A 22,261-nucleotide genomic window follows, 5' to 3' on the forward strand; every position below is an offset into this window, starting at 1 on the left:
AGGGTTCCTTTTGGGAGGGGGGAGCGAGCAGGCGGGGGGCCCGTCTGGTTCCAGACGGACCCCCCGTTGAGGTGCGGCTCGTTACTCGATCACGCCGACCGAGACGATCTTGCCGTCCTGCACCTTGTAGCCGTAGACGGGAAGCTCGGAGAGCTCACCGGTCTCGTCCCACTTCAGCGCCTTGCCGAGACCCTGGGCGTCGTAGTTCTTGACCCAGTCCTTGAGCTTGGCGCGGTCCTGGTTGCCCGCGTCGATGCCGGCGAGCAGCACGGTCGCGGCGTCGTAGCCCTCGACCGAGTACGTGCCGGGAGCGGCGCCGTTGGAGACCTTCTTGTACGCGTCGGCGAAGCTGGTGATCAGCTCACCGGGGACGCACGGGCAGGTGAAGTAGGCGTTGCTCGAGGCGTCGCCGGCCTGCTGGATGAACTGGTCGTCCTTGACGCCGTCCGGCCCGATGAAGATGCCGTCGTAGCCCTTGGCCACCAGCTGCTGGTTGAACGGAGCACCCTCGGCGTAGTAGCCCGAGTAGAACACCGCGTCCGGCTTCTCGGCGAGGATCTTGGAGATCGTCGCGGAGAAGTCCTTCTGACCCGTCGTGACCTTGTCGGTCCCGGCGAGACGGTCACCGAGCGCCTCGGTGGTCGACGTCGCGAGGCCGATGCCGTAGTCGGAGTCGTCCTGGACGACGTAGACGGTGTCGGCGTCGAGCTTCTCGGCGAGGACCGGGACGGCCGGGCCCTGGACGTTGTCGTTGCCCAGACCGCGGAAGAACGTCGTCCAGCCGTTGGTCGTCAGCAGCGGGTTGGTCGCCGACGGCGTGATGTGGACGAGGCCGGCCTGCTCGAAGATGTTGCCGGTGGCCTTCGACTCACCCGAGAACGGGAGGCCGACGACGCCGATGATGTTCTCGTCGTTGGTGGCCTGCGTGACCGGGCCGGTGGCCTTGTTGGGATCACCCTCGGTGTCGAACTTGCGCAGCTTGACCTGGCAGTCCTTGTTGGCCTCGTTGTGCTCGTTCACGGCGAGCTGGATGCCGTTGAGGATGTTGATGCCCAGCTGCGCGTTGGGGCCGGTCTCGGCGCCGATGTAGGCGAGCGTGGTGGTCGCGGGGCACGTGGCCTTGCCGTCGCCCGCGGGGGTCACGGCGTCGCTCGGTGCCTCGATCGAGGTCTGCACCTCCAGCTCGGGCGCAGCGTTGCTGTTGTCGTCGTCGCTGCCGCCGTCGTCGTTGTTGGCACACCCGGCGAGCGCCAGGGTCAGCGCCGCGACTGCCGCGAGCGCCTTCGTGGAACGAGACACGATGGTGTCCTCCGATTCGTTGGTGCCCGGCCCGTGGATCGTCTCGGGGCGGACGTGCGTCCCAATGCATTAACTGCATCGTTGTAGCACAGCGGACGGGCATTCGAACCCCGAAGATTCCAAGCCGTTATCAAACCGGCGTGAAGCCGACAGAATCCGGTTGTGCCCGGCAACCGTGCGTTCGGGGACTGACCGTAGCGGCCCCACGTTGCGGGAAGATTTCGCCACGCAACGGGTGTGCGCCTCTGAAGTGCCGGGTGCGGGACTCGAACCCGCACATCCTTTCGGACAGTGGTTTTTGAGACCACCGCGTCTACCATTCCGCCAACCCGGCCGGCGCGAGGCGTCGAACGCGCGGGATAACCTTCTCATGTGACTTCCCCAGAGAGCACCCCTGGTACGATCCCGCCCGTACGCCGTGTGGTCATCGCCGAGGACGAGGCCCTGATCCGTCTCGACCTCGCCGAGATGCTCGCTGAGGAGGGCGTGGAGGTCGTCGGCCAGGCGGCCGACGGCGAGCAGGCGGTCGCCCTCGCGGAGGAGCTGCGTCCGGACCTGGTCGTGCTGGACGTCAAGATGCCCAAGCTCGACGGCATCTCGGCCGCCGAGCGCATCGCCTCCCAGCGGATCGCGCCTGTCGTGATGCTCACGGCCTTCAGCCAGCGCGAGCTGGTCGAGCGGGCCCGAGACGCCGGCGCCATGGCGTACCTCGTCAAACCGTTCAGCAAGTCCGACCTCGTCCCCGCCATCGAGATGGCGGTCAGCCGCTTCGCCGAGATCGCGGCGCTCGAGGCGGAGGTCGCGGGGCTGGAGGACCGTCTGGAGACGCGGCGCGCCGTCGAGCGCGCCAAGGGACTCCTCCAGGAGGCGCTGGGGATCACCGAGCCGCAGGCGTTCCGGTGGATCCAGAAGACCGCGATGGACCTACGGATGTCGATGCGCGCCGTCGCCGAGGGAGTCGTCGAGCACGGTCCCGCCCTCGGTGGGGCCGCGGCGGACGCTCCGTCCGACACCCCCTAGCTCGCGCGCGTCAGCGCAGCCAGATCACCGTCTGGACGAGCAGCGGGGCGACGACCAGAGCCGGGAGCATGTCGCCGACCGCCACCGGACGGATGTTGAGCAGCCGCAGCGCCACGCCGACGAGGAGCACGCCGCCGGTCGCGGTCAGGGCGACGACGTGGGGCTCGGGGACGAACGACCCCATGAGCGCGCCGAGGAGCGTGAACGCACCCTGCACCACGCCCACCGTGAGCGCGGACGCCATCACGCCGATCCCGAGGGACGCCGCGAAGGCGATCGCGGCGAACCCGTCGAGCGCGGACTTGAGCAGCAGCTGCTGCGCGCCGCCGCCCAGCCCGTCGGTGATCGACCCCAAGATGGTGAGGGGCCCGACGCAGAAGACCAGCGAGGCCGTCATGAACCCCTCGACGAACCGCGCCCGGGCGCCGTCGTCGCCGGCACCGCCCATCCGCGACTGCAGGACCACACCGACCCTCTCCAGCCGGTGCTCGATCCGTAGGAGCGAGCCGGCGAACCCACCGAGGACGACCGCGCCGAGGACGATGAGCACGGGGGCGTTCGGGCCCACCGCGTCCGAGAGGAGGCGGTCGGTGACCGCGACGGCCGACAGGGCGGCGATCAAGAGCGTCACGAGGCCGAGACCGTCGGTGACGACCGCGCGCGTACGGGCCGGGAGCCGGTGCCCGACCAGGAGCCCGATGCCGGAGCCGGCCAGCACCGCGAGCACGTTCACGACCGTCCCTGCCCCGATGAACACTGCCACTCCTCGGCTCGTCCGACATCGCCCCGACCTTGTGACAAGAGCGTCCGCCACCGCGTAGTGTTTCACCCTGAGTCGACCCGAAGGGGGCCTGGTGGCACGGACGCCGCTGGAGGTGCGCGAGGCGGTTCCCGCCGACGCATCGGCACTGATCGACCTCTGGAGGCTGTGCGTAGCCGGGGACCCCGCGACGGCCGGCGACGTCGGTCCGTCCTTGGTGGTCTGGCACGAGCCCTCGGTCGGCGAGGCGACCGAGGCGCTGCGGCTGCTCGAGGCCGACGACCGTCGCCGCCTCTGCGTCGCGACGGTCGGCGAGCGGGTCGTCGGGGCGATCCACGTCGAGCTGGCCACCACGACGCCGCTGCACCTCAGCAGCACCGTCGTCGTCAGCGAGCTGCACGTCCACCCGAGCTTTCGTCGCCGGGGGATCGCCTCGTCGCTGATGGGGGTCGCGGTGGAGTGGGCCGAGGCGGCGGGCTCGGGGCTGGTGTACGCCTGGGCGCCGTCGGCCTCCCGTGACGCGCACCGCTTCCTGACCAGGATCGGCTTCGGGCAGTACGCGACCGTCCGCGCTGCCCGCCTGCGCGTCCTGCAGGCCCGCGCCGCCGCCCGGGCCAGCGGCCGGGGCACCGGCCGGCTGATCGCCGTGCGCCGCTCGCTGCGGCGGGCTCACGACGGCCTCGCCCGGACCGGCCGCGACTGACGCCGGCCACCGAAAGGCGTCGGGATCTGCGTCGGTGGCGCCCGTTAGAGTCGGTGCGTGGACTCGACCAGCACCGCTGACCCTGCGCGCGCCGACTCCGGCCGCCTCCTTCTCATCGACGGCCACTCGGTGGCCTACCGTGCGTTCTTCGCCCTTCCCGTCGAGAACTTCTCGACGACCACGGGCCAGCACACCAACGCGGTCTACGGGTTCACGTCGATGCTGATCAACGTCCTGCGCGACGAGCAGCCGACTCACCTGGCGGTGGCCTTCGACGTCTCGCGCAAGACCTTCCGCAGCGAGGAGTACGCCGAGTACAAGGCCAACCGCTCCAAGTCCCCCGACGAGTTCACCGGTCAGGTCGGCCTCATCAAGGAGGTCCTCGACGCGCTCCACGTGACCTACCTGGAGCTCGAGGGCTTCGAGGCCGACGACATCATCGGCACCCTCGCGACCCGTGCGGAGCAGGACGGCTACGAGGTCCTCATCTGCACCGGCGACCGTGACGCGCTCCAGCTCGTGTCCGACGCCACGACGGTGCTCTACCCGCGCAAGGGCGTCTCGGACCTCGCCCGGATGACGCCGTCCGCCGTCGAGGAGAAGTACGGCGTGCGACCCGAGGCGTACCCCGACCTCGCCGCGCTCGTCGGCGAGTCCAGCGACAACCTCCCCGGTGTGCCTGGGGTCGGCCCCAAGACCGCAGCCAAGTGGCTCGGCCAGTACGGCGGCCTCGAGGGCCTCGTGGCCGACGCCGACAAGGTCACCGGCAAGGCCGGGCAGTCGTTCCGCGACCACCTCGCCGACGTGATCCGCAACCGCCGCATCAACGCCCTCGTGCGCGACCTCGACCTGCCCGTCACGACCGCCGACCTGGCGCTGCAGCCGTGGGACCGCGACGCTGTCCACCAGGTCTTCGACGGTCTGGAGTTCCGGGTGCTGCGCGACCGGCTCTTCCAGACGCTCTCGACCGAGGAGCCCGAGGCGGAGGAGGGGTTCGAGGTCTCCGGCGTGGTCCTCGGCGAGGGCGAGGTCGCCGCGTGGCTCGACGAGCACGCACCCGCAGGCGTGCCGGTCGGCGTACGCGTCGGCGGGGCATGGGGCCGGGGGACCGGCCGGGTCGACTCGCTCGCTCTCGCCACGGGCGACGACGGGGCCGCCTGGTTCGACGTCGCGACGCTGACGCCCGCCGACGAGGCCGCGGTGGCCGCGTGGCTCGCCGACGAGACCCGCCCGAAGGTGCTCCATGACGCGAAGGGTCCGATCCTCGCGCTGCGCGCCCAGGGGTGGACGGTCGCAGGCCTTGCCAGCGACACGGCGTTGGCCGCCTACCTGGCCCGCCCCGACCAGCGCTCGTACGACCTCGAGGACCTCGCCCTGCGCTACCTCCACCGCGAGCTGCGCGTCGAGGACCACGGCGACCAGCTCACCCTGGACGTCGCCGACGACGCCGCCGCGCAGGACGCGATGCTCCAGGCGGCGGCCGTGGGAGAGCTGAGCGGCGCCCTCGACGCCGAGCTGGACAAGCAGGGCGGTCGGGCGCTCCTCGACACCGTCGAGCTGCCGCTCGTGAGCGTGCTGGCCGACATGGAGGAGGTCGGCGTCGCCGTCGACTCCGAGGCGCTCGCCACGCTCGAGGACGAGTTCGCGACGCGGGTCCGTACGGCAGCCGACGAGGCGTACGAGGTGATCGGCAAGGAGATCAACCTCGGCTCGCCCAAGCAGCTCCAGGTCGTGCTGTTCGACGAGCTCGGCATGCCCAAGACCAAGCGGACCAAGACCGGCTACACGACCGACGCCGACGCCCTCCAGCAGCTCTACGTCAAGACCGAGCACCCCTTCCTCCTCCACCTGCTGGAGCACCGCGACGCGACCCGCCTGCGGGTGACGGTCGAGGGCCTGCGCAAGACGGTGGCCCCCGACGGTCGGATCCACACGACGTACAACCAGACGATCGCGGCGACCGGTCGGCTCAGCTCGGCCGACCCCAACCTCCAGAACATCCCGATCCGCACGGCCGCCGGTCGCCGGATCCGCGAGGCGTTCGTCGTCGGCGAGGGCTTCGAGACCCTGCTGACGGCCGACTACAGCCAGATCGAGATGCGCATCATGGCCGACCTCTCCGAGGAGCAGGCCCTGATCGACGCGTTCAACTGCGGCGCCGACTTCCACACGATCACGGCCTCGCGCGTGTTCCAGGTCGAGCCGGAGGCGATCGACGTCGGGATGCGCTCACGCATCAAGGCGATGAACTACGGCCTCGCGTACGGGCTCTCCTCGTACGGGCTCAGCCAGCAGCTGGGCATCGAGACGCGTGAGGCACAGGCGCTCATGGACGAGTACTTCGCGCAGTTCGGCGGTGTGCGCGACTACCTGCGCGGCGTCGTCGACGACGCCCGTCGGACGGGGTTCACCGAGACGATCATGGGCCGCCGCCGCTACCTGCCCGACCTCGTGAGCGACAACCGCCAGCGGCGCGAGATGGCCGAGCGCATGGCGCTCAACGCGCCGATCCAGGGCTCGGCAGCCGACATCATCAAGGTCGCGATGCTGGGGGTGCACCGCGCCCTGCGCGAGGCGGGCCTGCGGTCGCGCATGCTCCTGCAGGTCCACGACGAGCTCGTGCTTGAGGTGGCGACGGGGGAGCGCGACGCCGTCGAGCAGATCGTGCGCGACGAGATGGGACGGGCGGCCGCCCTCAAGGTGCCGCTCGACGTCTCGGTCGGCATCGGGCGCTCCTGGCACGAGGCGGGCCACTGACCCCCGCGTGTCGTCAGGGGTTGCGCGCCGCCTGACGGGCCTCGCGGCTCGACAGCACCCACGCCGCCAACGCCACCACGGCCGCGGTCGTGACCATGACGACGACGACCCCTGCGACGTGCAAGGGCAGCACGAGGATGAGGGTCGCGGCGACGGCGCTCGCCACCCACAGCAGTGCGACGATGCCGTGGGAGCGTCGGGCGAGCGCGTCGAAGACGAGGAGCTGGACGATCGCGAGCAGCGAGCCCTCCAAGGCGAACAGCCACAGGAGCGGCTGCACCTCGGCGTACTGGTCGCCACCGACGAGCACCAGCGCCAGCCCTGACAGGGCGGCGGTCGCCGCGGTCGCACACGCGCCGACGATGGCGACGGCGAGGGTGGCGAGCCTGCGCGCGCGGTCGGCGCGGGCGCGGGCCAGGCGCGGGAAGGCGACGATGCTGACGAACTGGGGGAGGAAGAGCGCCGCCTTGGTCAGGATCAGGCCCGCCCCGTAGAGGCCGCTGTCGTGCGGATCGAGCGCGACCCGGGCGAGCAGGGCGTCGAGGTTGCTGAGGACGAGGTATGCCAGCATCGCGTGGGAGCCCGCCAGGACCTCCCACGCGTACGGACGCCCGCCGGCGACGCCGCCCGTCCTCAGGAGCCGTCCGCAGACGAGGATCGGGAGCCAGGCGCCGACCATGATGCCGGCGACGGCCGCGGTGGGCGTGGTGCTGATCAGCAGGGCGGCCGTCCCGAAGACGATCCGGCCGACCCCGCTGGTGATGTAGACGACCGAGAGCGTCGTCCACCGGTGCTGGCCCTGCGCGATGCCCGCCAGCGCGCCCATCAGGGTCAGCGGGACGACCGCCGCGCCGCAGAGCACCACGGGCCACGCGGAGTCGAGCTGGAGGATGTCGGCGATGAACGGGCTGAGGACGGCGAGCACTCCTCCTACCGCCGCCCCCATGCCCAGCGACACGGCTGTTGCGGTCGCCGCGATGCGGTCGGCCGAGCCGGGGGAGACCGCGATCCGGCGCGCCGTCGTCGTCTGGACGGCCAGCGAGCCGACGTTGGCGACGAGGATGACGCCGAGCAGCGCGGTGAGGGCGCCGAACGAGGACGGGATCAGCAGCCGGGCGGCGACCAGCGTGAACGCGTAGGCGCCGACGTTCTGGACCATCATCGCCGCAGCGATCCGGCCTCCGGCGCTCACAGCGGTCGACGGACGGCTCGGCGAGGGCGCGGGCTCAGACACGGACCCGATATAACCATGCGTGATGGGACGACGTCGCTTGGGGAACGCATGGCCGTGGGTCATGGCGCTGCTGGTGTGCGCGCCGATGCTCGCGCCGGGCTACGTCCTGTCGTACGACATGGTGTTCGTCCCGAGGCTCGACGTCACCCGCGCGGACGTCTGGGGACTGGGGTCGGGGACCCCGCGTGCGGTGCCGTCCGACGCGGTCGTCGCCCTCGCGAACCTGGCTCTCCCCGGCTGGCTCCTCCAGAAGCTGGTCCTCGTCGGGAGCCTCGTGGCGGCGGGGGCCGGGGCGATGCGGATGCTGGAGCGCTTCGGGCTCGGCGCGCAGCTGGCCGGGACGACCTGGTTCGTCTGGAACCCGTACGTCGCGGAGCGCCTCGTGATCGGGCACTGGCCGCTGCTGGTCGCGTACGCGGCGCTGCCGTGGCTGGTCGTCGCCTGCCTGCAGGTCCGTGAGGGCGCGGCGCCGCGGTGGTGGCGCTGGGCCGTACCCCTGGCGCTGACCGCCCTGAGCCCGGCGTCGGGCGTGATCGGGGCGGTGCTGGCGGTCACGGTGTGCGGGTGGCGGCGGTGCGGAAGGGTCGCGCTGGTCGCCGTCCTCGTCAACCTGCCGTGGATCGTGGCCGGCTTCGCCCACCCGGGCGCGGGGAGCAGCGACCCGGAGGGGGTCTCGGTGTTCGCCCTGCGCCCCGAGGCGGGTCTGGGGCGCCTGGGAGCGGCGCTCAGCCTCGGCGGCATCTGGAACGCCGACGTGGTCCCGGACTCCCGCGGCCTGGTGACCGCGACGGTCTTCTGCCTGGTCCTGTGGGCGGTGATGGCGCTCGGGGCGGTGGCTGCCTGGCGTGGCGGGCCGGCACGCGAGCCCGTACGCGCCCTGGTGCCTGCGGCGGCGATCGGCCTGGCCGTCGCCCTCGCCGGAGCGTACGTTCCGGCGGCCGTGGAGTGGGTCGTCGAGACGGTCCCGGGCGGTGGCCTCGTCCGTGACGGCGCGCGCTACCTCGCTCTGCTCGCCCCGCTGCAGGCCGTCCTCGTGGCCTCCGGCGTGGCGGCGCTGGCCGGTCGGGTGCGTGCCGGCTTCGCGCGGGCGAGCATCCTCGCGGTGGCCGTCCTGCTCCCGATCGCGGCGATGCCGGACCTCGCCTGGGGAGCCGCGGGCAGGCTGGAGCCGGTCTCCTACCCGGCCGAGTGGGACGAGGCCCGCGCCGCGATCGCCGACAGCGACGCCGAGGGCGACCTCGTGTCCCTGCCGTTCGGCGCGTTCCGCGCGCCGGCCTGGAACGACGGCCGCGTCGTGCTCGACCCGGCGGGCCGCTACTTCCCTCGTACGACGGTGACCGACGACGAGCTGGTCGTGTCAGGGAGGGTGGTCGCGGGCGAGGACGAGCGCGCCGACGCGGTGCGCGACGCCCTGGACGCGGGCGACCTGGCGGACGCCTTGCGTGAGCAGGGGATCGGTCTGGTCGTGCTCACACGTGACGCCTACGGGGCCGAGGCGGTGGAGGAACAGCTGTCCGGGTTCGCGCCGGTCTACACCGGGGACGAGATCGCCGTGTACGAGGTGCCGCCCGAGGGTCGCTGACTCAGGTCGCGACGCCGAGGGCGAACGTCGCCAGCCAGACGAGCCCGATCGCCTGGAGGACGTGGTCGCGCAGCACGATGTCCTCCGGCTCGCCGGCAAGCCCACGGTCGATGTCGACGGCGTAGCGCAGCAGCGCGAGGACGAACGGAGCGATCGAGATCGCCTGCCACGGGATGCCGGTGCCGGGCGAGATCTCGAAGGCCCACAGGCTGTAGGCGGTGATCGTGACCCCTGCGGCCAGGCCCCAGACGAAGCGGAGGTACGACTCGGAGTACAGCGACAGCGACCGGCGGGTCCCCGCGGCGCTGCCGAGGCTGTGCATCTCGGAGTAGCGCTTCCCGGCGACCATGAAGAGCGACCCGAACGCCGCGACGAGCAGGAACCACTGGGAGAGCGCGACGTCGACGGCGACACCGCCGCCCACCGCCCGGAGCAGGAAGCCCGAGGCGACGACGGCGAGGTCGATGACCGCCATGTGCTTGAGCCAGAGGGCGTAGGAGACCTGGAGAGCCGCGTAGATGACGAGCGTGAGGCCCAGCCGGACGTCCAGCCAGGTGCCGGTGGCGATCCCCAGGCCGGCGAGGATCGCGGCGGCGAGCAGGGCGAGGCGCGGAGTGACCTCTCCTGCGGCGATGGGACGCATGGACTTGAGGGGGTGGCGTCGGTCCTCCTCGGCGTCGCAGACATCGTTCGTGAGGTACACGGCGGCCGACACGAGGGTGAAGGCCACGACGGCGACGAGGACGCGCCAGAGGACGTGGGGCTCGGCCAGAACGCCCGCGGCCAGGGGTGCCGTGACGACGATGAGATTCTTCAGCCACTGGCGCGGTCTCATCGAGACGACGAGGCTCATGGCTCTGGACCGCCGCGGTGGGTAGGGTCTCATGGTGCGCCTCACCTTAGAGGATCGTGGGAGCCGGTCTGCTCGCAGACGGCACGGCCCGAGCGAGTTCTCCGGTGTGGTGGCCCAGGTGGCCGAGCGGCTGGTACCGTGGCGGCTCTGACTTCAGGAGGGAAGATTTTCGTGGGTGGATTCCTTGGTGGCGTGGCCGCGGTCGTCGTGGGCGCTGGGCTGGGCGCAGCAACCGTCGTCGGTGTCGTCCAGTCTCAGGCGGCGTCGGACAGCCCGACTCAGCCGACGTCGTCCGTCGTGAACTACGGCTCCAACAACTGACGATCACGCCGACACGTCGGTTTCATCTCACCGAGAGGGCTTCGCCAGCACGCTGGCGAAGCCCTCTCGCGTCTGGGTCCAGGTGAAGGCGCGGCTCTTGTCGAGCGCGCCCTTGCCGAGGCGCTCGCGCAGCGCGTCGTCGGTCATCAGCCGCCGCACGGCGTCGAGGAACTCGGCGCGGTCGTCCACGAGGACGCCGGAGTCACCGTCGTCCACGGACTCCTGGGTCCCGCCCGCCGACCGGTACGCCACCGTCGGGGTGCTGTGGGAGCCGGCCTCGCCGACGACCAGCCCCCAGCCCTCCTTCAGCGAGGGGAGCAACATCAGCCACGACGACGCGTACACGGCATGCTTCGTACGCTCGTCGACGAACCCGGTGAAGACGACCCGGTCCGCGACGCCACGGGCTGCGGCGTAGTCCCGGAGCTCCTGCTCCCACCATCCGTCGCCGACGACGGTGAGCGTGAGGTCCGGGAACTCCGTGAGCTCCGCGACGGCGTCGATCGCGTGCTCGACCTGCTTGTGCGGGACCAGGCGGCCGACGACGCACATCGTGGGGTGCGTCGACCGCTCGACGTCGGTGACCGGTGTCGGGTCGGTGCCGTTGTGGACGATCGAGATCCGCTCGCGGTCGACGCCGAGGGCGACCAGCTCGTCGCGGGTGGCGGTCGAGACCGCGACGTAGCGTGAGCGGCGGTAGAGCCGAGGCGCGAGCCAGGACTCGATCCACCACCCGATCCGGCCCACCAGGCCCGGGTACACGACCGGCCACTGCTCGCGGTGGACGTGGTGGACGAGGACCACGACCGGCTTGCGGGTCGCGAGCCGGGTGAAGAACGGGAGACCGTTCTGGACGTCGACGACGACGTCGATCCGTCCGAACCGACGCAGCAGCAGGCCGAGGAAAGCGTGGAGGTAGACGGCCATCTTGTCGCCCCGGCGGACGAAGCGGATGCCGTCACGCAGCTCGTCGCGGGGAGCCTGGTCGTGGGCGGCGCAGAACAGCGTGACGCGGTCGCCGCGCTCGACCAAGCCCAGCGCGACCTCCTCCACGAACCGCTCGGAACCGCCGCCCTCGGGGTTGCGCGTGTCACGCCAGTTGCAGATGAGCACGTGACGTGACGGTCGCCGCGTCGGCTGGCTCGCTGATGCCATCGTGTGATCTCCCTCCCAGCGGCCGCCCAGGTTACCAGCGAGTCAAGGGACCCCGAATCACCTCATGGGTCGTCGGCTATCGTCGGCGCGTGACCGCTCCCTCCCTCGATCTCGCGCGCCCGACGCTGGGCCGGTCCGTTCGGCTCTTCCGGGCGCACCGGGTGGAGCAGAGTGATCCCGACCACTTCTACGGGATGCTCGCCGCCGACTCCGTCGCTCAGCTGGCCCGGTACGGCTCGCTGGACGGGCAGCACGTCCTCGACGTCGGGGGCGGCCCTGGATACTTCGCGAGCGCCTTCCGGGCAGCCGGCGCGCGCTACACCCCGCTGGACTCCGACCTCGGAGAGCTGTCCGGGCTCGGTGACCCCGAGCCCGGGACCGTGATCGGCAGCGGCATGTCGTTGCCGTTCCGTGACGGGGCCTTCGACGTCACCTACTCGTCCAACGTCCTCGAGCACGTGCCGGCGCCGTGGACGATGGCGGACGAGATGATGCGCGTGACGCGTCCCGGCGGACTCGTCTTCTTGTCGTACACCTTGTGGTTCGGGCCCTGGGGCGGCCACGAGACCGCGCCCTGGCACTACCTGGGTGGCCGTCGGGCTGCCGATCGCTACGCGCGCCGGCACGGCAAGCGCCCCAAGAACGACTTCGGTACGTCCCTGTTCCCCGTCACCGCCGGCGCCGGCCTGCGCTGGGCTCGGACGCAGACGGCCGGAGAGGTGCTCGAGACGATGCCCCGGTACCACCCGGGCTGGGCGTGGTGGACGCTGCGTGTGCCGCTGCTGCGGGAGGTGACGACGTGGAACCTCGCGATCGTCGTCCGGAAACGCTGACCTGGCGCTTCCGTCTCCTCGCGGTGAGCCTCGGGCTCGTCGCGATCGCGTTCGTCCAGTCGCCCGGGCGGGTGCTCACGGACACGAAGCTCGACCTCACGGTCGACCCGGCGGGCTTCCTGGCACGGGCGCTGACCCTGTGGGACCCGGTCGGTGCTTTCGGGCAGGTGCAGAACCAGGCGTACGGCTATCTGTTCCCGATGGGACCGTTCTTCCTGCTCGGTGACGCCGTCCAGCTCGAGCCCTGGGTGATCCAGCGCCTGTGGTGGTCCCTCCTGCTGGTGACCGCCTTCCTCGGCATCGTCAAGCTCGCCGGAGCGCTGCGCATCGGCGCACCGTGGGCGCGTGTCGTCGCCGGCCTGGCGTACGCCCTGTCGCCGCGGATGCTGTCGGTGATCGGCCCGAGCTCCGTCGAGGTCTGGCCGATGGCGCTGGCCCCGTGGGTCCTGGTGCCCCTGGTGATCGGGATGAGGCGCCACGACCCGCGGTGGATGGCGGCGCTGAGCGCGCTCGCCGTCGCGTGCGTCGGCGGCGTCAACGCGGTGGCGACGTTCGCCGTCATCCCGCTCGGCGCGCTCTGGCTGCTGCTCGCGCCGGCGTCGCCGCGCCGCCGGTCGATGATGCTGTGGTGGCCCCTCTTCGTCCTCCTGGGGACGCTGTGGTGGCTGGTGCCGCTGTTCCTCCTGGGCGAGTACAGCCCTCCCTTCCTCGACTACATCGAGAGCGCGTCGACGACGACGTTCGCCGCGACGCTGTTCGACGCCCTGCGGGGAACCAGCAACTGGGTCCCGTACGTCGACCCGAACTCGGTCGCCGGCAACGACCTCCTGCGCTCGATCGGCCTGATCGCCAACGGGGTCGTCGTCGTCGCCCTGGGCGTCGTCGGGATCGCTCGGAGCGCCACGCGGCACCGTCGGTTCCTCCTCGCCGGTGCCGTGCTCGGCCTGGTCCTCCTCACCCTCGGGCACACGGGCACGGTCGACGGCTGGGGGGCCGACAGCATCCAGCGCGCGCTCGACGGCGTGCTCTCGCCGCTGCGCAACACCCACAAGTTCGACCTCGTGGTCCGCATCCCGCTCGTCCTCGGGCTCGCCGCCGCCCTCTCCGGCGCGGGCGCGGCGCTGAAGAAGGCCGACGGCGAACGGGTGCTGCGCCGTGGGGTCGCCGTTCTCGGCGTGGCCGCCGTGGTCGGCGCCACGGTGCCTGCCTGGACCGGGTCCCTCGCCAACCGCGGGACGTACGAGGCGGTGCCCGACTACTGGCGCGACGCCGCGAGCTGGCTGAAGACCCACGACTCCGGCCAGCGTGCCCTCGCCGTGCCGGCCTCGGCGTTCGGCGACTATCTCTGGGGGCGGACGGGCGACGACGTCCTTCAGCCGCTGGCCGGTGCGCCCTGGGCGACGCGGAACGCGGTCCCGCTCGCGCCCGGCGGCAACATCCGCACCCTCGACGCCATCGAGCGCCGGCTCGCGTCGGGCCAGGGGTCTGCCGGGCTCGCGCGGTTCCTCGAGCGCTCCGGCGTCAACTACCTGGTCGTCCGCAACGACCTCGCGCTGACCAACGAGAACACCCACGTCGAACGGATCTACGCGACGCTCGCGCAGACGCCGGGCGTCAACTCCGTCGCCTCGTTCGGGCCGACCGTCGGCAGCACGGCCGTGGCGGTCGACGCGGAGGACGAGACCGTCCTGGTCAAGGGCGGCTGGCAGGCAGAGCGCCCAGCGGTCGAGATCTTCGCGGTCGGCTCGGGCGGGCGAGGCCCGGTCACGGTGCAGGACGCCGGCAGCACGCCCGTCGTCGCGGGTGGTCCGGAGTCGTTGCTCACCCTGGACGAGCTCGGGCAGCTCGGTGGTGCCGCGCTCCTCGCTGACGACGTCGTGGGGGAGGAGCGTCCCGAGCAGGTCGTCCTCACCGACGGGGCGCGTCGCCAGGAGGCGGCCTTCGGCCGGGCGGAGCAGAACCGCTCGGCATCTCTGGCCGCCGACGAGCCCTACTCGCTCGACCGTCCCGTGCACGACTACCGCGTCAGCCCCGACGAGCGGTACCTCTCCGTGCCGCGGATCGTGGGCGCAAGGCGTGTCAGCGCCTCGTCGTCGCAGTCCGACGCGGGCTCGCCCGGACCGCTCGTGCCCGGCGAGCAGCCGTGGTCGGCGCTCGACGGGGACCCGCGGACCACCTGGCGGGCCGGGGGCGGGGACGAGGAGACGTCCTGGATCGAGGTCGAGTTCGGCGGACCTGTCGACGTCGACCGCATCACCGTGACCATGGACAGGGATGCCGAGCGCGCGCGGCGCCTGACCGTGCGTACCGACGTCGGCGAGGTGGCCACCACCGCCCAGCCCGGCGTGTCCACGAACGTCGTGCTCCGCCCCGGGGCGACCCGCACCTTGCGGGTGTCCGGTGCAGCGTCGGCGTTCGAGCCGCTCGCGCTCACAGAGATCGACATCCCGGGAGTGGAGATCACGCGCCCGCTGGTCATGCCGACCCTCCCGTCGTCCTGGGGCGCCCCGGACCAGATCGTGATGACCGTCGACCAGGCCTACCGGTCGGGTTGCCTCGACGTCGAGGGCGACACCCGTTGCATCGAGGACCGCGAGCAGTGGGGCGAGGACGGACGCGTCCTGGACCGTGAGCTGACGATCGGCGCCGACGCCTCGTACGCTCCGCAGCTGCAGGTCGCGCCGGTGGGCGGCGCCGCCTTCGACGCTGCCGTCCAGTCGGAGAAGCTCGCCGCCGCCTCCGCGAGCTCCTACGCGGTCGAGGACCCGCGCAACAGCGTCGTGCGGGCGATCGACGGGGACCTGGCGACAGGGTGGGTGGCGGCCGCCGACGACCACGACCCGACCCTGACCCTGGCGTGGGTCGGTGAACGGCGGGTCGGCCGGGTCGCCGTGACGACGAGCCGCGCGCTGTCGGCTTCCGAGCCGCGCGAGGCCAGGCTGGTCTTCTCGGACGGCTCGGAGCGCGAGGTCACCTTCGAGGACGGTGTCGCCCGCTTCGACCCTGTGCGCGCCGAGTCTGTGGCGATCCACTTCACCGCTACCGACAACCGTCAGGCGATCGACGACTTCGGCGTGAAGTCGTCGCTCCCGGTCGGGGTCAGCGAGGTCCGGCTGTCGCCGCGACGACCGGTCTTCCCGCAGCCTCCGCGCGCCGACAGCGCCCTCGGCCGCTGTGGCAACGGGCCGCTGGTGGAGATCGACGGCCGTACGTACGAGACGCGCGTGCGCGCCTCCAGCGTCGAGATGCTCACGTCGGCGTCGCTCCCCGCGACCCTCTGCGGGCTCGCAGAGGTCGAGCTGTCCGAGGGGACGCACCGCATCCGGGTCGTCGGCAACGACCTCTACCGTCCGCTGTCGCTGACTCTCGGCGACCTGGCCGGTGGCGCTCAGGCCGCCGGCGCCACGCCGACGGCCTGGGGCAGGACCGCACGGACCGTCCCGCTCGACGACGAGGCGGACGGCGAGCGACTGGTCACGGTGGCGGAGAATGCCAACGCCGGCTGGCAGGCGGCCACCGGAGCGAGGTCGGTCCAGGTCAACGGCTGGCAGCAGGGCTGGCTCGTCGACAGCCAGCAGGACACGCTCAGCCTCAGCTATGCCCCGGCGCCGTGGTACCGCGCCGCGCTGATCGGTGGTGCTCTCGCGTTCGTCGCCCTGCTCGGGCTGACGTTGGTCCGGCGTCGCGTCCAGCTCCCCGCGGTCGGGGAGCGCCGTGGCGGGAGCTGGGCGCTGCTGGTCGCCGGAGGGGTGGCTGCCGGTCTGCTCGCCGGCTTTGCCGGTGCGGCGGTGGCGGTCGTGGCGTGCCTGGTGGGACTGCTCCTGCGGGGCCGCGCCGACGAGGCGCTTGCCTGGCTGGCGGGGATGCCGATCGTGGTGGCCGCGGTCGGCTACGTCGTCCAGCCGTGGGGCTCGGAGTCGGGGTGGGCGGGCGAGAGCAGCTGGCCTCAGCTGCTGGTCGTCGCCTCGCTCGGGCTGGTCGCCTCGGCCGTCGTGGGCGGAGGCGTACGACGCCCGAGGTTGCGCAGGCGCATCGTCGGGAGCTCGATCACCCGGTAGAGCACCTCCGACACCAGGAGGCTGATCCCGACCGTGAGGACGAAGACCTCCCACCCGGGCGCCGCGAAGACCTCGTAGTCCCGCCAGGCGAAGACCAGGTGGAGCACGACGAGGTGGCAGCAGAACAGGCTGTACGAGATGAAGCCCAGGTGGCGCAGCGCCGACACCGAGAGCACGCGCTGGAAGGTCGTCGACGGCGGCGCGAAGATCGCCGGCAGGATCAGCAGGGCTGCCGCAAGGGCGTACAGGACGTTCTTGACCACGGCCTCCGCCGCGGACGGCGGCTCGAGGAGGACGGGTCCGGCGATCGGTGTGCTCGCCACCAGCAGCACGGCGGCCGCGGCCAGCCACGCCGACCACGGCGCGGTGGCCAGCCGGCGTACGAGCGTCGACTGCTCGATCTCGGCGATCGCGAAGGCGAGGCCCACGCCGAACCAGCTGAGGTAGGCCGGGAGCCACTGACCCGGTGACGGGAGGTTGCCGAGCGGTGAGGTCGCTGCGAGGCCGTTCCAGACCCAGCTCAGCACCGCCGCGGCGGCGAGGACGAGGAGCAGCAGACCGGGACGCCAGCGCCGGCGGCACACCGTACGGGCGAGGACCGCCATGCCGAGCGGCAGCAGGAGGTAGAACGCGACCTCGGTCGACAGGCTCCACATCTGGGTCAGGCCCGTGGTGAGCCCGTCCTCGGTGTAGAGGCTGGTCAGGGTGAGGTTCTCGATCCAGGTGGCAGGGCCGGCGCCGTCGTTCTCGGGGAGGAGGGTCAGCGCCGCCACGACCGACACCCAGTAGACCGGGAGGATGCGAAGCGCGCGGTGCCAGAAGTAGCGTCCCGTGGGCGGGGTCGGGGAGCGGCGCGCGAGTGCGGAGAGGTACGGCTCGCCGAGGAGGAAGCCGGAGAGCACGAAGAAGACGGCCACGCCGAAGTCGAGGCGGGCCGTGAGTGCGCCGAGGGTGCCCTGGGTGTAGTAGCCGGCCCAGAAGGCGACGTGGGTCGCGACCACCGCGAGCGACGCGACGGCACGCATCGTGTCGAGCGCGGGATAGATCGTGCGGTGCTCCCGCTCGTCAGGACGGTCCTTCACCGTGACATCGCCTCCAGGTTGCCGACCGTCACCTGGTCGACGCAGACAGGACGTCCTCCCGCGTCGATCGAGACCGAGTCGTACGAGCCGACCGTGGGGAGGAAGAGCGTGTGCAGGCCACGCTCGAGGTGCACACGGTACGCGTTGTCGCCCGCGCTCACGGCGGCGTACCCGTCCTCGCCCGCGAGGTAGCCGATCGACATCCAGAAGGAGTAGTCGATCGTGGGGCTGGAGAGCGGGATCGTGACCGGCGCATCGGCGTCGCCGAGCGCGTACCCGCACCCGTCGGCCTCGCCCGGCACGGACGTGATGCCGGGGGCGACGAAGGCTTTCGCGACCTCACCGGACTGGTCGAGGATCATCAGGTCGTTGGCCGTCTGCGGGGTCGAGAAGCGGTCGCCGAGCGGGGCGAAGAACCGCGACGGCAGGTTGTACGGGGTGTTCACGTTCCACATGACCTCGTCGGGGACGGGGACGTCGGCGAGCGCGGGCCGGTCCGCCTCCTCGATCGAGGCGATCGCCGTACGGCCGAAGTCCTTCACGGCGTTGCCGTCGTGCCACGGGCGGGCGTAGGTGATCGACGACCAGACGGAGCCCGCGACGTACGCGGCGACGGCCGCGACCAGGACCAGCCGGGACGGTCGGACGGTGATCAGCGGCTGGTCGCGCGGCTCGGACGACTCGACGGCGCCGCGCAGCGGCATCATCGCGAGGGCGAGGACGAGGGCGAGCACGGCGGTCGCGTCAGACAGGTAGCGGGCCTCGTTGCCGCTGATCTCACCGAACGCACCCGAGCGGCCGACGGCGATGATGCCGTACGAGATGAGGAGGTACGGGGCGGCGATCACGAGGGAGCGCAGCGCCCGGACCCGGGTCGCGTACAGGTAGCCCCACCCCGCGACGACGACCATCCACGAGACCGCGACGAGGAACGTCGACGGCGCCGTCACCGAGCGCGGCCCGTCGTTGAGGAGCTCCCAGGACCAGGACAGGCCGCTCAGCCCGGTGCCGAGGGTGTCGAAGAGCATGGATCGCGCCAGGGCCAGGTAGTCGGTCTCGCCGGCGGCCTGGTCTCGGGGCATCCGGGCGAAGTACATGGCGAGGTAGGCCAGCCCCAGCGCGCCGTACGTCAACCAGGCCCACAGGTAGCGGCGGACGACGGCGACGAAGCGCTGGCGCAGCCCGCCCTCGGCGAAGTACAGCAGGGCGAGCAGGCCGAAGACCATCGGCAGCGCGATCGCCTTGACGTAGAACAGCATGCCCACCCCGGTGGCGAGGGTGGCCAGCAGCGCGTACCGGTAGCGGCGGGTCCGCAGGTAGGTCACGTGGGCGAGGACGCCGAGGAAGATGCAGGTGTGCAGCGGGAGCTGGTTGATCATCGCCGCGTACCACGTGAGGCTGGGGACGCTCAGGACGCTGAAGAGGTAGAACGCGAGCGGCACCAGGATGAGCGGCCGGTTGCCGAAGAGCTTGGCGAGCATCCACCAGCAGGTCAGGCCGGCGAGCGCCTGCAGGACGACCGTCTCCAGGGCCGCGAGCCACCACGCGAACGGGCCGCCCCAGGTGACGATCTTGACCAGGACGAAGCTCAGCGGCATGAAGTGGACGTTGTGCGGACGTACGTACCAGGCGGCGTCGTCCTCGCCACGGGCGATGTCGGTGAGGAACTGGAAGTCGTCCTCGAAGAACCAGCTGCCGCCCACGATCCAGGCCCGGAGCAGGAGCTGGGCGGCGATCAGCGACAGCGCGACCGCCGTCACCTTCTGGGCACGCGACAGGTCGGCAGGGATCCATCCGCGGACCGCCCGCTTCGTGTCCGCGGCGAGTGTGCTCACTCGCCGGAGTGTAGCGGTGGGGTGGTGGGCGACCTGCCGGATCTCGGCACCTCAGAGGGACTGAGCAGGCGTCGGCGGTCGCCGATGTCAAATCGTTGCACGCCGGTGGTCCAGGACCTCCCTACCGGCTGGTAGTGTCGCGTCCGTCTCATCGACTGTGAGGGAGTTCACGTGGGCAAGAAGACCGGGTTCGCGGCCGTTGTCATCGGCGCGTTCCTCCTGGTGCTGGCCGTCCTGGCCAAGACGTACGCGTATGACCAGCTGGCCACCGTGCCGCTCGACCAGGAGACCGAGACAGTCTCCAAGACGGCGCCGGGTGACGACGCCACCTATCTCAACGTCGGAGCCGAGGGCGGCCCCGCGATCGAGACCGGCCCGCTGGAGTCCCGCCGCAAGGTCGTCGGCCAGGTCGAGGCGAGCAAGGACGCGAGCGACGAGCTCGACGGTGACATCGCGGTCTGGGACACGTTCTCCTACACGGCGCCTCCGGGCACGCCCGCCGAGGAGTCGCTGAGCGGCACGCGTGACCTGGTGCCGTTCGACCGCGTCACGGGCGAGACGGTCCGCTGGCCTGGTGCGAGCACCGAGACCAGCGGCGTCAAGATCGAGCCGACCGTGTTCTACGGCCAGTACTTCAAGTTCCCCTTCAACACCCAGAAGAAGGACTACGAGTTCTGGGACGGCTCCGTCAAGAAGGCGACGCCGGCGACGTACGAGGGCACCGACGAGCTCGAGGGCCTGTCGGTCTACAAGTTCGTCCAGGAGATCGAGCCGGTCAAGATCGCCGAGCTGCAGGTTCCGGGCAACCTCGTCGGCAGCACCGAGCCGAGCGTGCTGGCGGACCGCATCTACGGCAACACCCGCACCCTGTGGGTCGAGCCCGAGACCGGCGTCATCATCAAGGGCCAGGAGGAGCAGCTCGCGACCCTCGAGGTCGACGGCGAGACCAAGGCCACGATCACCGAGGCCAAGCTCGGCTACGACGACGAGACCGTCAAGGCGACCGTCGACGACTACGCCACCAAGGCGTCGCTGCTCAAGATGATCCGTGTCTGGATCCCGCTCATCGGCGGCATCCTCGGCGTCGTGCTCATCCTCGGTGGCGCCGTCCTGCTGCTGCGCAGCCGCGGTGGCGACGACGACGCTCCGAAGCACGCGGCGACGGACTCCGACGCACCGGCCGACACCGCGGACGCGAAGGCGTGATCGCCTGACGTCGTGGTAGCCGGGCTGACTACGATGACGTCGATGTCTTCTGAGAGCACGACTACCAGCCCACGCGACGAGCGCGCACAGGACCTGTGCGCGCTCGTCGACGCTTCTCCGTCGCCTTTCCACCTGTGCGCCGAGGTGAGCCGCAGGCTCGAGGCAGCAGGGTTCGCCCGCACCCTGGAGGCGGACGCCTGGCCCGCCGAGCCGGGCCGCTACTACCTCGTACGCGGCGGGTCGCTGCTCGCGTGGTCCACCGAGTCGGCGCGCGGGCCGCAGTCGGCGTTCCGGATCGTGGGCGGGCACACCGACTCGCCGAACCTGCGCGTCAAGCAGCACCCTGACCGTACGAGCGCGGGGTGGGAGACCGTCGCCCTCCAGCCGTACGGAGGTCCGCTGCTCAACTCCTGGCTGGACCGCGAGCTCGGCCTGTCGGGACGCGTCACCGTCGCCACCGGCGGGGGAGCCGAGCAGCGTCTCGTCCGCATCGACGAGCCCGTCCTGACCGTCCCGCAGCTGGCGATCCACCTCGCTGAGGACCGCAAGGGCGTCGAGCTCAACCCTCAGCGTCACCTCGACGCCGTGTACGGCGTGGGAGAGGGGGCCGCCCTCCTCTCGGACGTCGCGGCGTCGCTCGACGTCGACGCCGACGCGATCCTCGGCTGGGAGCTCATGACGCACGACCTCGTGCCGAGCAGGGTGTTCGGCCGGCACGCCGACATGCTCGCCGCCCCCCGCCTCGACAACCAGACGACGTGCTGGGCCGGGACCACCGCGCTGCTCGACGCCGTGGAGCGTCCGACGGAGGGCGTCGTGCCGCTCCTCGTGCTCTTCGACCACGAGGAGGTGGGCTCGACCTCCGACCGCGGGGCGGAGTCCGACCTGCTCGTGACGGCGATCGAGCGGATCGTCCTGGCCGCAGGCGGCACGCGCGAGGACTACCACCGGGCGGTCGCGGGGTCGGTGGTCGCCTCCGGCGACATGGCGCACGCCACCCACCCCAACTACGCCGACCGCCACGAGCCGTACCACCAGATCGCGCCCAACGGCGGGCCTGTCCTCAAGGTCCACCCGAACCTGCGCTACGCCACCGACGCGACCGGCACGGCGGCGTTCGCGCTCGCGTGCGACCAGGCCGGCGTCCCTCTGCAGCGCTACGAGCACCGCGCGGACCTGCCCTGCGGATCGACGGTCGGCCCCATGACCGCCGCGCGCACGGGCATCCCGACCGTGGACGTCGGCGCCCCGCAGCTGGCCATGCACGCCGCCCGTGAGCTGATGGGAGCTGCCGATCCGGGCATGTACGCTGACGCCCTGGCGGCATTTCTCGCACCCGCGCGGTGACGCGGCTCCTGAGGTGTGGTAGCCCGCGTTGACCCTATGACGCGCGACCCCGTACCCTTGGTGGTGCGTTGTGGACTCGTACGACCCCAGACCGAGCGGGTTCGTGCTCCAGCTGCGTCGGGTCATGGCGGACGGTTCGCCGCCTCGTGATCATCCGTGGCCAGTGTTCCACGGTCCGCTTCGCTCCGGCACGACTTCTATCCACCCAGGACTCAA

16 protein-coding genes and 1 tRNA gene are annotated in these 22,261 nt (G+C 71.5%); 9 read left to right on the forward strand and 8 right to left on the reverse strand.

Annotated features, from left to right (window positions below):
- Positions 1 to 81: 81 nt before the first annotated feature.
- On the reverse strand, positions 82 to 1,299 hold the full coding sequence (locus NYZ95_RS14150) for a branched-chain amino acid ABC transporter substrate-binding protein (protein WP_262851952.1): 1,218 nt from the start codon (positions 1,297 to 1,299) through the stop codon (positions 82 to 84).
- Positions 1,300 to 1,550: 251 nt separating this feature from the next.
- Positions 1,551 to 1,633, reverse strand: a tRNA-Leu gene (locus NYZ95_RS14155).
- Between the two features lie 38 nt (positions 1,634 to 1,671).
- Here NYZ95_RS14155 and NYZ95_RS14160 point away from each other — a divergent pair.
- The gene (locus NYZ95_RS14160; RefSeq protein ID WP_262851953.1) at positions 1,672 to 2,319 is read left to right on the forward strand and encodes an ANTAR domain-containing response regulator; all 648 of its coding nucleotides are present in this window, start codon (positions 1,672 to 1,674) and stop codon (positions 2,317 to 2,319) included.
- Positions 2,320 to 2,329: 10 nt separating this feature from the next.
- Here the strand turns inward: NYZ95_RS14160 and NYZ95_RS14165 are convergent, their stop codons facing one another.
- Positions 2,330 to 3,076 (reverse strand): DUF554 domain-containing protein, encoded by a 747-nt coding sequence (locus NYZ95_RS14165; protein ID WP_262851954.1) that lies wholly within the window; start codon positions 3,074 to 3,076, stop codon positions 2,330 to 2,332.
- A gap of 97 nt (positions 3,077 to 3,173) precedes the next feature.
- Between NYZ95_RS14165 and NYZ95_RS14170 the strand changes: the two genes are divergently transcribed.
- Together NYZ95_RS14170 and polA are read left to right on the forward strand one after the other, a co-directional pair.
- Entirely contained in the window at positions 3,174 to 3,782 is a 609-nt protein-coding gene (locus NYZ95_RS14170) for a GNAT family N-acetyltransferase (protein WP_262851955.1), read from the forward strand.
- Between the two features lie 57 nt (positions 3,783 to 3,839).
- The gene (polA, locus tag NYZ95_RS14175) at positions 3,840 to 6,539 is read left to right on the forward strand and encodes a DNA polymerase I (RefSeq protein ID WP_262851956.1); all 2,700 of its coding nucleotides are present in this window, start codon (positions 3,840 to 3,842) and stop codon (positions 6,537 to 6,539) included.
- A gap of 13 nt (positions 6,540 to 6,552) precedes the next feature.
- On the opposite strand, the gene NYZ95_RS14180 is transcribed toward polA, so the two are convergent.
- Positions 6,553 to 7,773, reverse strand: a complete 1,221-nt coding sequence (locus tag NYZ95_RS14180) for a lipopolysaccharide biosynthesis protein (protein ID WP_262851957.1) — start codon at positions 7,771 to 7,773, stop codon at positions 6,553 to 6,555.
- A 22-nt stretch (positions 7,774 to 7,795) separates the two neighbouring features.
- On the opposite strand from NYZ95_RS14180, the gene NYZ95_RS14185 reads away from it, so the two are divergent.
- Complete coding sequence (locus tag NYZ95_RS14185) at positions 7,796 to 9,355, forward strand: MmpA family trehalose lipid delivery protein (protein WP_262851958.1); 1,560 nt, start codon at positions 7,796 to 7,798, stop codon at positions 9,353 to 9,355.
- A 1-nt stretch (position 9,356) separates the two neighbouring features.
- On the opposite strand, the gene NYZ95_RS14190 is transcribed toward NYZ95_RS14185, so the two are convergent.
- A complete protein-coding gene (locus NYZ95_RS14190) occupies positions 9,357 to 10,253 on the reverse strand; it encodes a decaprenyl-phosphate phosphoribosyltransferase (RefSeq protein WP_262851959.1) in 897 nt (298 codons plus the stop codon).
- Positions 10,254 to 10,400: 147 nt separating this feature from the next.
- Between NYZ95_RS14190 and NYZ95_RS14195 the strand changes: the two genes are divergently transcribed.
- The gene (locus NYZ95_RS14195) at positions 10,401 to 10,529 is read left to right on the forward strand and encodes a hypothetical protein (RefSeq protein WP_262851960.1); all 129 of its coding nucleotides are present in this window, start codon (positions 10,401 to 10,403) and stop codon (positions 10,527 to 10,529) included.
- Between the two features lie 27 nt (positions 10,530 to 10,556).
- On the opposite strand, the gene NYZ95_RS14200 is transcribed toward NYZ95_RS14195, so the two are convergent.
- Entirely contained in the window at positions 10,557 to 11,684 is a 1,128-nt protein-coding gene (locus tag NYZ95_RS14200; protein WP_262851961.1) for a glycosyltransferase family 4 protein, read from the reverse strand.
- An 89-nt stretch (positions 11,685 to 11,773) separates the two neighbouring features.
- Here NYZ95_RS14200 and NYZ95_RS14205 point away from each other — a divergent pair, with 89 nt between their 5' ends.
- Both NYZ95_RS14205 and NYZ95_RS14210 read left to right on the forward strand, forming a co-directional pair.
- Positions 11,774 to 12,517: a class I SAM-dependent methyltransferase gene (locus tag NYZ95_RS14205; protein ID WP_262851962.1), complete on the forward strand. Its 744-nt coding sequence runs from the start codon at positions 11,774 to 11,776 to the stop codon at positions 12,515 to 12,517.
- Entirely contained in the window at positions 12,484 to 16,575 is a 4,092-nt protein-coding gene (locus NYZ95_RS14210; protein ID WP_262851963.1) for an alpha-(1->3)-arabinofuranosyltransferase domain-containing protein, read from the forward strand. The genes NYZ95_RS14205 and NYZ95_RS14210 overlap by 34 nt, the downstream gene beginning before the upstream one ends.
- On the opposite strand, the gene NYZ95_RS14215 is transcribed toward NYZ95_RS14210, so the two are convergent.
- Together NYZ95_RS14215 and NYZ95_RS14220 are read right to left on the reverse strand one after the other, a co-directional pair.
- Positions 16,464 to 17,657 (reverse strand): acyltransferase family protein, encoded by a 1,194-nt coding sequence (locus NYZ95_RS14215; protein WP_262851964.1) that lies wholly within the window; start codon positions 17,655 to 17,657, stop codon positions 16,464 to 16,466. The genes NYZ95_RS14210 and NYZ95_RS14215 overlap by 112 nt on opposite strands.
- Positions 17,654 to 19,492, reverse strand: coding sequence for a glycosyltransferase family protein (locus tag NYZ95_RS14220; RefSeq protein ID WP_262851965.1), 1,839 nt, complete (start codon positions 19,490 to 19,492; stop codon positions 17,654 to 17,656). The genes NYZ95_RS14215 and NYZ95_RS14220 overlap by 4 nt, the downstream gene beginning before the upstream one ends.
- Positions 19,493 to 19,663: 171 nt before the next feature.
- On the opposite strand from NYZ95_RS14220, the gene pgfA reads away from it, so the two are divergent.
- Complete coding sequence (gene pgfA, locus NYZ95_RS14225) at positions 19,664 to 20,698, forward strand: cell envelope lipid trafficking protein PgfA (RefSeq protein ID WP_262851966.1); 1,035 nt, start codon at positions 19,664 to 19,666, stop codon at positions 20,696 to 20,698.
- A 42-nt stretch (positions 20,699 to 20,740) separates the two neighbouring features.
- Positions 20,741 to 22,045: a M18 family aminopeptidase gene (locus tag NYZ95_RS14230; RefSeq protein ID WP_262851967.1), complete on the forward strand. Its 1,305-nt coding sequence runs from the start codon at positions 20,741 to 20,743 to the stop codon at positions 22,043 to 22,045.
- Positions 22,046 to 22,261 lie beyond the last annotated feature (216 nt).

Source organism: Mumia quercus (assembly GCF_025506335.1).
GTDB lineage: Bacteria > Actinomycetota > Actinomycetes > Propionibacteriales > Nocardioidaceae > Mumia > Mumia quercus.

What these genes read in the sequence shown, in the direction of transcription:
- NYZ95_RS14185 (WP_262851958.1), top strand. Translation starts at nt 7,796, where the DNA reads ATGGGACGACGTCGCTTGGGGAACGCATGGCCGTGGGTCATGGCGCTG.
- NYZ95_RS14230 (WP_262851967.1), top strand. Translation starts at nt 20,741, where the DNA reads ATGTCTTCTGAGAGCACGACTACCAGCCCACGCGACGAGCGCGCACAG.
- NYZ95_RS14200 (WP_262851961.1), bottom strand. Translation starts at nt 11,684, where the DNA reads ATGGCATCAGCGAGCCAGCCGACGCGGCGACCGTCACGTCACGTGCTC.